The sequence below is a fragment of the Streptomyces sp. NBC_00663 genome (assembly GCF_036226885.1).
GTDB lineage: Bacteria > Actinomycetota > Actinomycetes > Streptomycetales > Streptomycetaceae > Streptomyces.
Map to the genome: position 1 here is coordinate 6,457,901 of NZ_CP109027.1, position 13,403 is coordinate 6,471,303.

Consider the following 13,403-nt stretch of genomic DNA (forward strand, 5'->3'; position numbering starts at 1 on the left):
ATCGGGCGGCCCCCTTCGTGCTGTCGGCTCAGCGACCCAGAGCGCGGCGGCCGCGGCCCTGGGAGAGGACCGGCAGGTTGCGGGACGCGCCGTTGTCGCGGGGGGCCGCTTCCTCGAGGCGCAGGGCGAGGGCGGGGCAGCGGCGGACCGCGCGGAGGGCCTTCGCCTCGGCGTAGCGGGGGACCTGGGCCTGGGCGACCGTGGGGAAGCCGTCGGCGCCGAGTTCGAAGACCTCCGGGAGGATGTCGGCGCACAGACCGTGGCCGCGGCACAGCGTCCAGTCGACGTAGATCTTCTGGCGGCTGGGGCCGTTCTCCTCGGACGTGGCACCGCCCGGGAGGCCCGCGGGCGCCATGCCGCCCTCGAAGAGCGGCAGAACGCCCTCCACGGGCCGTCCGCAGCCGTTGCCGAGGACGTGGGCGGCGAGGTCGTCGGTGAACGCCTTGATGGTCGACTCCAGGAACATCGCGGAGCCGTCCGGGTGCGAGCACGCGCCGCGCCGCTTCACGTTCTTGGCGACCTGCTTGAGCGCCTCCAGGGCGGCCGGGCCGCCGCCGTTGAGGATGTCCTCCATGCCGCGCGCGGCGGCCGGCAGACCGAGGTAGCAGGGACCGCACTGGCCCGCGCTCTCCTCGGCCAGCCACTTCGCCACCATCAGCGACTCGCCCAGCGGGCAGGTCTCCTGACTGATCGGCAGGATCGCGCCCGCGCCGAGCGCACCGCCCACCGCGTCCAGGGAGTTGCGGGAGACGACCGCCTCGTTGACGGTCGCGGCGTCGATCCACTTGCCGTGGTAGCCGCCGGTGAGCACACCCTGCGGAACGGGCGGGGCGCCGGCGAGCTGGAGGATGTAGCGCAGCGGTACGCCGGTGGGGGCCTCGATCACCATGGGGCGGGCGACCGCGCCGGAGACCGTGAGCATGACGGTGCCCGGCTCGTCGTACAGCCCGGTGTTGCCGTAGCGCTCCGGGCCGATGCGGGCGGCGATCGCCAGCTGGGCGAACGTCTCCGCGTTCGACAGGAGGGTCGGTGCGCCGCCCACGCCGTTCTGGGAGGCGCTGACCTTGCGGCCGGGCGGGATCGCCGGGCCGCCGTCGATGGAGCGGATCAGTGACGCCGCCGCTCCGGTGACCATACGGACGGGGTTGCGCTGCACGCGCGCGCGAAGGGCCGATCTACGGCCGTTGCTGAGGCCGCGTTCGGCGAGCGCGGCCTCCATGGAGCGCTGGGTGGACTCCCGGGTGACCCCGATCACGAGCGTGCGGGCGCCCAGGGCTTCGGCGGCCAGCAGGGCGCCGTCCAGGATGAGGTGCGGGGCACGGTTGATGAGCACCGTGTCCTTGCGGCAGGCCGGTTCGTCCTCGCTGCCGTTGACGACGACGACCGGTCGTACCCCGCGCTTGATGGCCGCCTCGGCGACCGAGCGCAGCTTCTTGTGGAAGGGGAAGCCCGCGCCGCCGCGGCCCTTCAGGTTGATGTTCTCGGCGAGCTTCGCGAGCTGCTCGCCGCCCATGGGTTCGAGCGGCCCGTGCACCTTCAGGTGCATGGGCAGATCGAGTCTTTCGACAAGGTCGAAGCCTGACGTGAGCTGGGGAAGACCGACCACGCGGACTTCTGGGACGTCGGGCAGGGCCTCGTTCACCTATAGCCTCCGGAAGGCATGTTCCAAGGTTCGCCCGAACCCGGTGCGCCGAAGTCGTAGGAGTCACCGGGCGTTGGATCAGTGGCGGGACCGCTGTTGTACGTGTCGTTCGGGTAGTACGCGCCGGAGGCGGCGTTCGACTCACCGGTGTCGTACACGTCACTCGTGCCGTATCCGGACGTGTCCGTATTGCGGTAGGTCGGGATATTGTATCCGGTGTCCTGGAGCGGGTCGTAGGCCGACGGAGGTGCCTCGCCGACCGGCGGCGGGGACGGGATCGGCCAGCTGCCCGAGGTGCTGCCGCCGGTGTCGTAGCGGGGCACGGCCTGCGTGGGCTGCATGTCCATGGGCAAGTCCATGCGGGCGGTCTGGTCGGCGCCGTAGGACGGCTGCTGCGGGATGCGCGGGGTGGGCTGGACGGCGCGGTAGGCGGCGGCGAAGCCGTTCGCGGGCTCCGGGGCGGGGGCGGGCGCGGGTGCCTCGTACGAGGGCTCCGGGCGGGACCGCGCGGCTCGCGTGTTCTCGTAGCCCGGCAGGGCGGAGGCGGCCTCGGCGACCTTGGCCCGGCTCGCGTCCAGTTCCTCGCGGCCCGGCCGGTCCTCGGTGCCCAGGATCGCCTGGATCCGGTCGGCGACCTTGCGCTTGACCGGGCGCGGCGCCGCGCGCAGGGCGAGCGCGGCCATCACGCCGGCCAGGGAGAGGCTGTAGAGGATCACGAAGACCGGCTTCGCCTCGCGGCCCGAGTACAGGCCGTGGATCAGCGCGAAGCACCAGGCCGGGTACGCCAGCATGTGCATGGCCCGCCAGCGGGCGGCGACCGGCGCGGGGGAGGCGAACTGGTTGCGCAGGGCGCCGGTGATGCCCACGAAGATCATCAGCAGCCCGGCCAGCGAGCCGAGGCCGATCAGGCCGGCGCTGCCGGTGACGCCGAGCGAGAACGGGACGATCGCGCCGATCAGCTGGGTGTGATCGAGGGCGACCTTGGTGGTGATGTGCAGCAGCAGGAACGCGATCGAGCCGACGGCGGTCGTCCGGTGAACGGCCTGGCCGATGATCCGCTGTTTGGGGTTGAGGAAGATCCGGTCCTGGGCGACCAGGCCCCAGATCACCGAGCAGCTGAGGGAGACGAGGGACAGCACGCCCGCGCCGAAGTTCAGGAAGTCACGGACCGTGTCACCTCCTACCAGCACGAACACGGGTATGAAGAGCAGAACGACAGCCGACGCCATGCCGTAGGCCGAGCGGCCGGGCCTGGGGAGCGAGCTGTTACTTCGACGAGGGTTCATGGGGGCAACTCCGAGCAGTTCGGGAAGGCGGTCCCGCTGCCGCACTCTAAGTGGAGCCATACCGATCGGTACGGGGTTTGAGTTATTGCGTTGTTATCAAAAGGCCGTGGGCTTGTTGCGTTGTCCCTTAGTGGGTGTTACGCGAAGTAACTTTTGACGTTTGTTCAGTTCGGTACCCGATGTCCGGGGCCTACAGGAGGCATACGTAAGCGCGTCGCGGCTTGCTCAACGGCTGCGGTACCCTGACGCCATGCGTGCCGTACGCCTTCTGCTTAGCGAGCCGCGCTGACCAGTCCCGACCGCCGGTGAACCGGACGGGTCGGAATCAGCGCGGCGTCCCCTCCTGTGCGAGGGGATTTTTCATTTGCTGATGTCACAGCCTGGACGACGCAGCCGCTGGCAGAGACGATCGATGGAGCTTAAGGATCATGAGCGAGACGAACCCCGCTGCCCCCGCCGAGGTGGCCGCGCCGCACCGCTACACGGCTGCCATGGCGGCCGAGATCGAGGCACGCTGGCAGGACTTCTGGGACGCCGAGGGGACGTACGCCGCACCGAACCCCAAGGGTGACCTGGCGGGCGACCCGGAGCTGGTCGCCAAGCCCAAGAAGTTCATCATGGACATGTTCCCGTACCCCTCCGGTGCGGGCCTCCACGTCGGCCACCCGCTGGGCTACATCGCCACCGACGTCTTCGCCCGCTTCCAGCGCATGACCGGCCACAACGTCCTGCACACCCTGGGCTTCGACGCCTTCGGCCTGCCCGCCGAGCAGTACGCCGTGCAGACCGGCACGCACCCGCGCGTGTCCACCGAGGCCAACATCGAGAACATGAAGGCCCAGCTGCGCCGGCTGGGCCTGGGCCACGACAAGCGCCGGTCGTTCGCCACGATCGACCCGGACTACTACAAGTGGACCCAGTGGATCTTCCTCCAGATCTTCAACTCCTGGTACGACGACGAGGCGCGGAAGGCCCGCCCGATCGCCGAGCTGATCGCCCAGTTCGAGTCCGGTGAGCGCGCGGTACGCGGTGGCCGTTCCTGGGACGCGCTGACCGCCGCCGAGCGCGCCGACGTCCTGAGCGAGTACCGGCTGGCCTACGCCTCCGACGCGCCCGTCAACTGGTGTCCCGGGCTGGGCACCGTGCTGGCCAACGAGGAGGTCACCGCCGACGGCCGCTCCGAGCGCGGCAACTTCCCCGTCTTCAAGGCCAAGCTGCGCCAGTGGAACATGCGCATCACCGCCTATGCCGACCGGCTGATCGACGACCTGGACGCGCTGGACTGGCCCGAGGCCATCAAGTTGCAGCAGCGCAACTGGATCGGCCGCTCCGAGGGCGCCCGCGTCGACTTCCCGATCGACGGCGAGAACATCACCGTCTTCACCACCCGCCCCGACACCCTGTTCGGCGCGACCTACATGGTGCTGGCGCCCGAGCACCCGCTGGTCGAGAAGTTCACCCCGGCCGCCTGGCCCGAGGGCACCCACGACGTCTGGACCGGCGGGCACGCCACCCCGGCCGAGGCCGTCGCCGCCTACCGCGCGCAGGCCGCCGCCAAGTCCGACGTGGAGCGCCAGGCCGAGGCCAAGGACAAGACCGGCGTCTTCATCGGCGCCTACGCCACCAACCCGGTCAACGGCGAGCAGGTCCCCGTCTTCATCGCCGACTACGTCCTGATGGGCTACGGCACCGGCGCGATCATGGCCGTCCCCGCGGGCGACCAGCGCGACTTCGAGTTCGCGCGCGCCTTCGAACTGCCGATCACCTGCATCGTGGAGCCGACCGACGGCCGCGGCACGGACACCTCCACATGGGAGGACGCCTTCGCCTCCTACGACGCGAAGATCATCAACTCCTCGGGTGAGGGCATCTCCCTGGACGGCCTGCCCGTCGCCGAGGCCAAGGCGCGCATCACCGAGTGGCTGGAGCGGTCCGGCGTCGGCGAGGGCACCATCAACTTCCGGCTGCGCGACTGGCTGTTCAGCCGTCAGCGCTACTGGGGCGAGCCCTTCCCGATCGTCTACGACGAGGACGGCGTCGCGCACTCCCTGCCCGAGTCGATGCTGCCGCTGGAGCTGCCCGAGGTCGAGGACTACTCGCCGCGCACCTTCGACCCGGACGACGCGGACACCTCCCCGGAGACCCCGCTGTCCCGCAACGAGGACTGGGTCAACGTCACCCTGGACCTGGGCGACGGGCGCGGTCCGCGGAAGTACCGGCGTGAGACCAACACCATGCCCAACTGGGCCGGTTCCTGCTGGTACGAACTGCGCTACCTGGACCCGCACAACAGCGAGGCCCTGGTCGACCCCGAGATCGAGCAGTACTGGATGGGTCCGCGCGAGGGCCGGCCGCACGGCGGCGTCGACCTGTACGTCGGCGGTGCCGAGCACGCCGTGCTGCACCTGCTGTACGCGCGCTTCTGGTCCAAGGTCCTGTTCGACCTGGGCCACGTCTCCTCCGCGGAGCCGTTCCACAAGCTGTTCAACCAGGGCATGATCCAGGCCTACGTCTACCGGGACGCGCGCGGGATCGCCGTACCGGCCGCCGAGGTGGAGGAGCGCGACGGCGCCTACTACTACCAGGGCGAGAAGGTCTCCCGACTGCTGGGCAAGATGGGCAAGTCCCTGAAGAACGCGGTCACTCCGGACGAGATCGCCGCCGAGTACGGCGCCGACACCCTGCGCCTGTACGAGATGGCGATGGGCCCGCTGGACGTCTCCCGGCCGTGGGACACGCGCGCGGTGGTCGGCCAGTTCCGGCTGCTTCAGCGGCTGTGGCGCAACATCGTCGACGAGGCGAGCGGTGAGGTCACCGTCTCCGACGCCGAGCCCGACGAGGACACGCTGCGTGCCCTGCACAAGGCCATCGACGGTGTGCGCGGCGACCTGGAGGGCATGCGGTTCAACACCGCCATCGCCAAGGTCACCGAGCTGAACAACCACCTGACCAAGGCGGGCGGCGCGCTGCCCAGGTCCGTCGCCGAGGCGCTGGTGCTGCTGATCGCCCCGCTGGCCCCGCACATCGCCGAGGAGCTGTGGCGCAAGCTGGGCCACACCGACTCGGTCGTCCACCAGGACCTGCCGGTCGCCGACCCCGCGTACGTGGTGGACGAGAGCGTGACCTGCGTCGTGCAGATCAAGGGCAAGGTCAAGGCCCGCCTGGAGGTCTCGCCGACCATCTCCGAGGAGGAGCTGGAGAAGGTGGCGCTGGCCGACGACAAGGTCGTGGCGGCGCTGGACGGGGCGGGCATCCGCAAGGTGATCGTGCGGGCGCCGAAGCTGGTGAACATCGTTCCGGCGTAGGCGTAGGCGTAGGCGTAGGCGTCCGGTCGTCCGGGAGGCGGTCGGCCCCTAGGGCTTCGGTACGGGCAGGTTCGGGGTTCTTCTGGAACTCCGGGCCTGCCTGTTGCGTTTACCGTTGAGAGAGGGGCGTGGAACCTCGCGCCCGGTGGAGGAGGAGCGTTGTGGAGGCACTGTTGGCGATCGTCGCTCTGCTTTTCGTGCTCTTCCTGGTGCTCGGCGCCTACGCCACCGTGAAGGCGGTCGGCGCCGCCAAGCGCGGGGTGGACCGCACCATCACCCAGGCCCGGCGCACGGTCGAGGACCACACCCTGCGGGCCAAGTCCATGGTGCAGCCCGGCCCCGCGGGCGAGGTCGCCCAACTGCGGCTGCGCCTGCGGACCTCCATGCGCGCCACCCAGGACGCGCTGCACGCGGGCGTGGCCGAGGACGAGTCCCTCAAGGAGTCCCTCGCCCTCTTCGACCGGCTCAGCGCGCACGGCCACGAACTCGACGCCGAACTGCGCCGACTGGAGTCCGAGCCGGACCGCGCGACCCTCGCCGAGCGGCTGCCCGCCCTGCGCGAGCGCACCGAGACCATCACCCGCTCCGCCGACTCCCTGCGCTGGGCCGCCCGCGACCGGGCCCGCCGCTTCGCGGACGACGACCTGGACTCCCTGAGCACCCAGATCGACATGGAGGCCGGCGCCCTGCGCCACTGGACCACGGCCGAGCCGACGGATCCGGCCGCCGCGCAGTCCCCGCCGTCCTGGCCCGACGCCCCGGCCGCCGACGGCGCGGACTCCCGGCAGACCTGGCCGCAGACCCCGCGGTCCCGCACGGCCGAGGAACCGACGCAGACCTCCATCACGCCACCGGTCACCCGCCCCACCTACCCCTGGCAGAAGAAGCCCCGCCCCGAGAGCACGACTTGATCCGGCCACGGCCCCTCCGGCCCGGAGGGGTCGGGCTGCCGCACGGGCGCTACGGCAGGTAACCTCCAGCTCATGTCCCGCCATGTCGCGATCGTCACCGATTCAACGGCCTACCTGCCGCCGCGGACGATGGAGCGCCACGGCATCACCGCGGTACCGCTGACCGTGGTCCTCGGCGACCAGGCACTCGAAGAGGGCACCGAGATCTCGACCCGGTCGCTGGCCCAGGCGCTCCAGAAACGGCGCCCGGTCACCACCTCCCGCCCCAGCCCGCAGCTCTTCGCCGAGACCTACCGCAAGGTCGCCGAGACCGGCGCCACCGGCATCGTCTCCCTCCATCTGTCCGCCGAACTCTCCGGCACCTACGACGCCGCCGTCCTGGCCGCCCGCGAGGCACCGGTGCCGGTACGGGTCGTGGACACCGGGATGATCGCGATGGCCCTCGGCTTCTGCGCGCTCGCGGCGGCCGAGGCCGCCGAGAGCGGCGGCACCATCGACGAGGCCGTCACGGCCGCCGAGAAGCGGGCCTCCGGCACCTCCGCCTACTTCTACGTCGACACCCTCGACTATCTGCGTCGCGGCGGCCGGATCGGCGCCGCGCAGGCCCTCCTCGGCTCCGCCCTCGCGGTCAAGCCGCTGCTCCAGCTGGAAGGCGGGCGCATCGAACCGCTGGAGAAGGTGCGGACGGCGTCGAAGGCGATCGCCCGCCTGGAGGAGATCGTGGCCGACCGGGCCGGCAGCGCGCAGGTCGACATCGCGGTCCACCATCTCGCCGCCCCCGACCGGGCGTCGGCCCTGGCGGACCGGCTGCGGGCGCGGGTGCCCGGGCTGGCGGACCTGCATGTGAGCGAGGTCGGGGCGGTGATCGGGGCGCATACGGGGCCTGGGTTGCTGGGGGCTGTGGTTTCGCCTCGGTGACGGGGGTGGCTTCGCCTCGGTGGCGGGCGCGGGCGGACATCGGGGCGGCTCGGGGGCGTGTGTCTGTCACTCGTGTGGGTGGTGGAGTTATCCACAACTGGGTGGTCGTCCCCGGGAATTGAGCAAGATCATCGTGGAAGGGCGAAGTGCCGGATCCTCGGCGCATGGCACTTCGATCACGTTCACGCACAGCTGTCCCGACCAGTGGGCCGGGCCGTGGCCCTGCCTCGGATGTCCGCAGCCGCCATCGTCGACGCCCCTCGCCCGCCGGCCGTCGGGGCCGGCATCGGTATGCGTCGGGCGAGGAGCTTCGGCGGCGCGCGGAGGTCATCTTCGCCGAACGGGCGGGAGAGTGGCGGGAGTTGGGGGCGGGGGCGGATGTTCCGGCGGAGGACGGTCCGACGACTGCGGTCCTGACGCCGACGCCGACGCCGATTCCGAGTCCGTCTCCGTCTCCGTCTCCGACGCCGATTCCGGCTCCGTCTGTGGCGGGTTCGTCTTCGGCTTCGGCTTCGGCTTCGGGGGACTGGCGGGTGCGGGTGGGGCTTGCCGTGCGGGAGCGGATGCCGGTGTGGCTTCAGACCAGGTGCGGTCTGGAGCGGCGGAGCGTGGTGGCGCTCGCGGTGCTGCTCGTGGTCGCGGCCGGTTTCGCCGTGCAGCACTTCTGGACCGGCCGTACGCAGTCGGTGCGGGCGCCGGAGGTGGTGCGCGCGGCGGTGCCTTTCGAGGGGCAGCGGACGTCCGACGAGCAGCGTACGGAGGGCGGGGCCGGTGCCTCGGGTGGGGTGCCGGGCGCGGTCGGTACGGCGATGTCCGAGATTGTGGTGGACGTCAGCGGCAAGGTCCGGAAACCCGGGATCCATCGCCTTCCGGCGGGGGCACGGGTCGCCGACGCCCTCCGCGCGGCCGGCGGGGTCAAGCCCGGTGCGGACACCACCGGTCTCAACCGGGCCCGCTTCCTGATCGACGGTGAGCAGGTCGTCGTCGGTGCTCCGGCCGGGGCGGCGTCCGGTCCTGCCGGTCCTGCCGGGGGTGCGGGAGGTGCGGCGGGCTCAGTGGGCTCGGGCGGTTCAGGCGGTTCAGGCGGTTCGGTGGCGGGGGCTGGGCCCGCCGCGCCGGTCTCCCTCAACACGGCGACCGTGGACCAGCTCGACACTCTGCCCGGCGTCGGTCCGGTGCTGGCCCAGCACATCGTCGACTACCGCACACAGCACGCCGGTTTCCGCTCGGTGGACGAACTGCGCGAGGTCAACGGCATCGGTGAGCGTCGCTTCGCCGACCTGCGGAATCTCGTACGGCCATGAGTCGCGTCCCTGGCCCTGCGGAGCCCCCGTCGACGGCACCTCACCCGCGCCCGGCCGTGCATGCCTCCTCCGGCGCGCGGTTGGGCGCGGCCAACCCCCGGCAGGAGGGGCCGACCGACCTACGACTCGTACCGCCCGCGCTGGCCGCCTGGCTGACGGCGGCGACGATGGTGGACGCCGCGTCGGGACGGGTCATCGGCCTCGCCCTCGGGTGCCTGGTCGCAGGGGTGGGGCTCCTGGTGATGCCGAGGCGTGCCGGGCGTCGGGTGGCGGTCGCCGCCGTGCTGCTGTGCGTCGCCGCGGCAGCCGCCTCCGCGGGGTTGCACGGCGCCGATCTGCGCCGGGGACCCGTTCCCGCGCTGGTGCGGGAGTACGCCACGGTGACCGCTGAGCTGGAGATCACCTCGGATCCCCGGCTCACCCGGCCTCGGGTCAAGGGGGATCACATGGCCCCGGCCTCCGTGCTGATCGGCGCGGAGGTGCGGCGGGTCGAGGAACCGGGCGGGGCAGCGGTGGAGACGCGGACGCCGGTGCTGGTGATCGTTGACGTGGGGGCGGGGAGAGGGGCCGCCGGGACGGAGATGGCGGCAGGTGTCGGTTCCGGCGGTCAGCTGCGTGCGGGTGCGGGTGCGGGTGCGGGTGCGGATGGCGGGGCCGGTGTCGGGCAGGTGGGTGTCGGTGCTGGGGCACCGACTTCGGGCTGGCTTCGGCTGCTGCCCTCCACGCGGGTGCGGGTGAGTGCGCGGCTGGCGCCGACGGTGCGGGACGGGGACCGGGTCGCGGGGGTGGCGCGGGTCTCGGGCCGGGTGGCGCCGGACGTCGTGGCGGGGCCGTCGGGGGTGCAGCGGTTCGCGGGGCGGCTCCGGGCGGGGCTGCGGGCGGCCACCGATCCGTTGCCGGGGGATGCCCGGGCGCTGCTGCCGGGGCTGGTCGTCGGCGACACCTCGCGGATCACACCGGAGCTGGACGAGGCGTTCAAGGCGACCGACCTCGCCCACACGCTCGCCGTCTCCGGGAGCAACCTCACGATCATCCTCGCCCTGCTCATCGGACCGCCCGGGCTGGCCCAGCGGGTCGAACGGCGCGGACTCGCACCCCGGCTCGGTATCCCGCTGCGGACGACAGCGGTGCTCGGCGGCGTGCTCACCCTGGCCTTCGTCGTCGTGTGCCGACCGGACCCGAGCGTGCTGCGGGCCGCGGCCTGCGGTGCCGTCGTCCTGCTCGCCCTGGCGACCGGACGCCGCAGATCGCTGATCCCGGCGCTGGCGACGGCCGTACTGCTGCTGGTGCTGTACGACCCTTGGCTGGGCCGCAGTTACGGATTCCTGCTGTCCGTGCTGGCCACCGGAGCCCTGCTGACGATCGGGCCCCGCTGGAGCGCGGCCCTGCAACGGCGGCGGGTGCCACCGCGGCTGGCGGAGGCGCTGGCCGCCGCCGGTGCCGCGCAGGCCCTGTGCGCGCCGGTCGTGGCGGTGCTGTCGGCACGGGTGAGTCTGGTGGCGGTGCCGTGCAATCTGCTCGCGGAGTTCGCGGTGGCGCCGGCCACGGTGCTGGGCTTCGCGGCGCTGGCGGCGGCACCGGTGGCGATGCCGGTGGCCAAGGCGCTGGCGTGGTGCGCGAGTTGGCCCGCCGGTTGGATCGCGGACGTCGCCCGTACCGGGGCGGCGCTGCCCGGCGCGGGGGTGGACTGGCCGGGCAGCTGGGGCGGGGCGGCTCTGCTCGCCGTGGTCACGGGGGTCGTGGTCCTGGCCGGTCGACGGTTGCTGCGGCATCCGTGGTGGTGCGGGGCCTGCGGGACGCTGCTCGTGCTGGTGGTGGTGCAGCCGCCGCCGTTGACCAGGGTCGTCACCGGGTGGCCGCCGCCCGGCTGGCGGTTCGCGGTCTGCGACGTGGGACAGGGCGACGCGACGGTGCTCGCGGCGGGCGACGGCACGGGCGTGGTGGTCGACGCGGGGCCCGACCCGGCGTTGGTCGACCGGTGTCTGCGCACGCTCGGGATCACCAAGGTGCCCTTGGTCGTCCTGACCCACTTCCACGCCGACCATGTGGCGGGCCTGCCCGGGGTGCTGCGCGGGCGGGCGGTGGGCGCGATCGAGACGACCGGGTTCGAAGAGCCCGTGGACCAGGTGGAGTTCGTACGGAGACAGGCGGCGCGGCGGCACATTCCGCTCACCCGCGCGGTCGCCGGGGAGGAGCGGCGCACGGGGTCACTGTCCTGGCAGGTCGTGTGGCCGCCGCCGAGTCCACCACCGAATGTGCCACCGGGGGCACCGGTCGGGCTCGTCGCACCGGAACCGGACGGGCCGAACGACGCCAGTGTCACGCTGCTCGTGCGGTCGGCGGAGCTGCGGTTGCTGTTGCTCGGTGATCTCGAACCCCCGGCCCAGCAGGCGCTTTTGAGGTCGCCGGCGGGTGCGTCGCTGGGCGGCGTGGACGTCCTCAAGGTGGCCCACCACGGTTCCGCCTACCAGGATCCGGAACTCATACGAAAGGTGGCTCCGCGGCTGGCGCTGATCTCCTGCGGAAGGGACAACCCGTACGGGCATCCGGCACCCGGCACGGTCGCGGCGCTGCGGGCCCTGGGCGCGGTGGTGCTGCGGACGGACGAGGACGGGGCGTTGGCGGTCTCGGGGACGGGGGGCGGGTTGCGAGTCTCGGGTGGCTGAGGTCGGTTGAGGCCAAGGGAGGGGCTGCGGGTCTCGGGTGGCTGAAGCCGGTCGAGGTCCAGGGTGGTGGAGGCGGTGGTGACGGAGACTGAAGGCATGGATTCTGTACAGGTCGACGCCTATCTCCGCCGCCTGGGAGCCGGTCGCCCGGCGCGGCCCACCACGGACGCGCTGTGCGAGCTGCACCTGCGCCATCTGCGGACCGTGCCCTTCGAGAACCTCTCGGTCCATCTCGGGGAGGAGATCGTGCTGGAGGAGAAGCGGCTGCTGGACAAGGTGGTGGGGGCGCGCCGGGGCGGGTTCTGCTACGAACTCAACGGCGCCTTCGGGGCGTTGCTCGGCGCGCTGGGCTTCGACGTGACGCTGCTCGCGGGCCGGGTGTACGGGGAGGAGGGGCGGCTTGGCATTCCGTACGACCATCTCGCGCTGCGGGTGCGGACGGTGGACGGGGGCGACTGGCTGGCCGACGTGGGCTTCGGGGCGCTCAGTCACCGGCCGCTGGCGGTCGGGGCGCGGGAGGAGCAGGACGATCCCGCGGGCGTCTTCCGGGTCGTGGTGGCGGGGCCGGACGCGGCCGGGGTACGGGGCGGCGGGCTCGCGGCGGCCGAGGCCGTGGACCTGGACGTCGTCATGAACGGCAAGCCCCAGTACCGGTTGGAGGCGCGGCCCCGGGTGCTCCATGACTTCGTGGCGGGCGCGTGGTGGCACAGCACCTCGCCGGGGTCGCACTTCACGAAGTCGCTGGTGTGCTCGCGGGTCACGGACGATGGCGGGAGGATCACGCTCAGCGGCCGGAGTCTCACGGTGACGGCGGCGGACGGGGCGCGCGAGGTGCGGGAACTGGCGACGGACGAGGAGGTGCTCGCGGTGTACCGGGAGCGGTTCGGGATCGCGCTGGAGCGGGTGCCGGAGGTGCGGGACTTCGGCGGGGCGGCCGGGCGGACGGGGCGGCCGGTCGAGGGGGACCGGTAGGGATCGATGCGGATCGGCAGGGATCGGTAGAGATCGATGGGGATCGAATCGATAGGGATCGATAGGGATCGATAGGGAGAGGGTGGGGTCGGTCGTCGGGTGAGGCGCGTCGGGGCGGTGCCGGAGAATGGGGGCGTGAGTGATGTGAGACATGTGCTGGTGCTGCCCGACCGGGACGCCGCGGAGGAAGCGGCGCGGGAGCTCGGGGAGCGGTTCGGGGTGACCGAGGAGCCGCAGCTGGTGCGGGACGCGTTGGCCGGGGAGGACGACGCGGAGGACGCGCAGTGGCTGGTCGTCCTGCGGGACGAGGAGGGACGGCTCGATCCCGGAACGTTGGACGAGTTCGCGGGGGAGTGGGACGGGTGGCGGGAGGAGCCGTAGAGCCGTAGAGCCGTAAAG

At 72.2% G+C, this 13,403-nt stretch carries 9 protein-coding genes; 7 read left to right on the plus strand and 2 right to left on the minus strand.

What is annotated here, in order from left to right; genetic code table 11:
* Positions 1-28: 28 nt before the first annotated feature.
* Positions 29-1,642 (minus strand): NADH-ubiquinone oxidoreductase-F iron-sulfur binding region domain-containing protein, encoded by a 1,614-nt coding sequence (locus OG866_RS29485; RefSeq protein WP_329339337.1) that lies wholly within the window; start codon positions 1,640-1,642, stop codon positions 29-31.
* The gene (locus OG866_RS29490) at positions 1,639-2,928 is read right to left on the minus strand and encodes a cytochrome b/b6 domain-containing protein (RefSeq protein ID WP_329339338.1); all 1,290 of its coding nucleotides are present in this window, start codon (positions 2,926-2,928) and stop codon (positions 1,639-1,641) included. Before OG866_RS29490 ends, OG866_RS29485 begins: the two co-directional genes overlap by 4 nt.
* Before the next feature lie 428 nt (positions 2,929-3,356).
* Here OG866_RS29490 and leuS point away from each other — a divergent pair, with 428 nt between their 5' ends.
* From leuS to OG866_RS29525, 7 genes are all read left to right on the plus strand, one after another.
* Positions 3,357-6,233 (plus strand): leucine--tRNA ligase, encoded by a 2,877-nt coding sequence (gene leuS, locus OG866_RS29495; protein ID WP_329339340.1) that lies wholly within the window; start codon positions 3,357-3,359, stop codon positions 6,231-6,233.
* A 161-nt stretch (positions 6,234-6,394) separates the two neighbouring features.
* Positions 6,395-7,144, plus strand: coding sequence for a hypothetical protein (locus OG866_RS29500; protein ID WP_329339342.1), 750 nt, complete (start codon positions 6,395-6,397; stop codon positions 7,142-7,144).
* Between the two features lie 72 nt (positions 7,145-7,216).
* On the plus strand, positions 7,217-8,062 hold the full coding sequence (locus OG866_RS29505) for a DegV family protein (RefSeq protein WP_329339344.1): 846 nt from the start codon (positions 7,217-7,219) through the stop codon (positions 8,060-8,062).
* Positions 8,063-8,226: 164 nt separating this feature from the next.
* On the plus strand, positions 8,227-9,366 hold the full coding sequence (locus tag OG866_RS29510) for a ComEA family DNA-binding protein (protein WP_329339346.1): 1,140 nt from the start codon (positions 8,227-8,229) through the stop codon (positions 9,364-9,366).
* Entirely contained in the window at positions 9,363-12,032 is a 2,670-nt protein-coding gene (locus tag OG866_RS29515; RefSeq protein ID WP_329339348.1) for a ComEC/Rec2 family competence protein, read from the plus strand. The genes OG866_RS29510 and OG866_RS29515 overlap by 4 nt, the downstream gene beginning before the upstream one ends.
* 96 nt (positions 12,033-12,128) lie before the next feature.
* A complete protein-coding gene (locus tag OG866_RS29520; protein WP_329339350.1) occupies positions 12,129-13,004 on the plus strand; it encodes an arylamine N-acetyltransferase family protein in 876 nt (291 codons plus the stop codon).
* Positions 13,005-13,139: 135 nt separating this feature from the next.
* Complete coding sequence (locus OG866_RS29525; protein ID WP_329339352.1) at positions 13,140-13,385, plus strand: hypothetical protein; 246 nt, start codon at positions 13,140-13,142, stop codon at positions 13,383-13,385.
* Positions 13,386-13,403 lie beyond the last annotated feature (18 nt).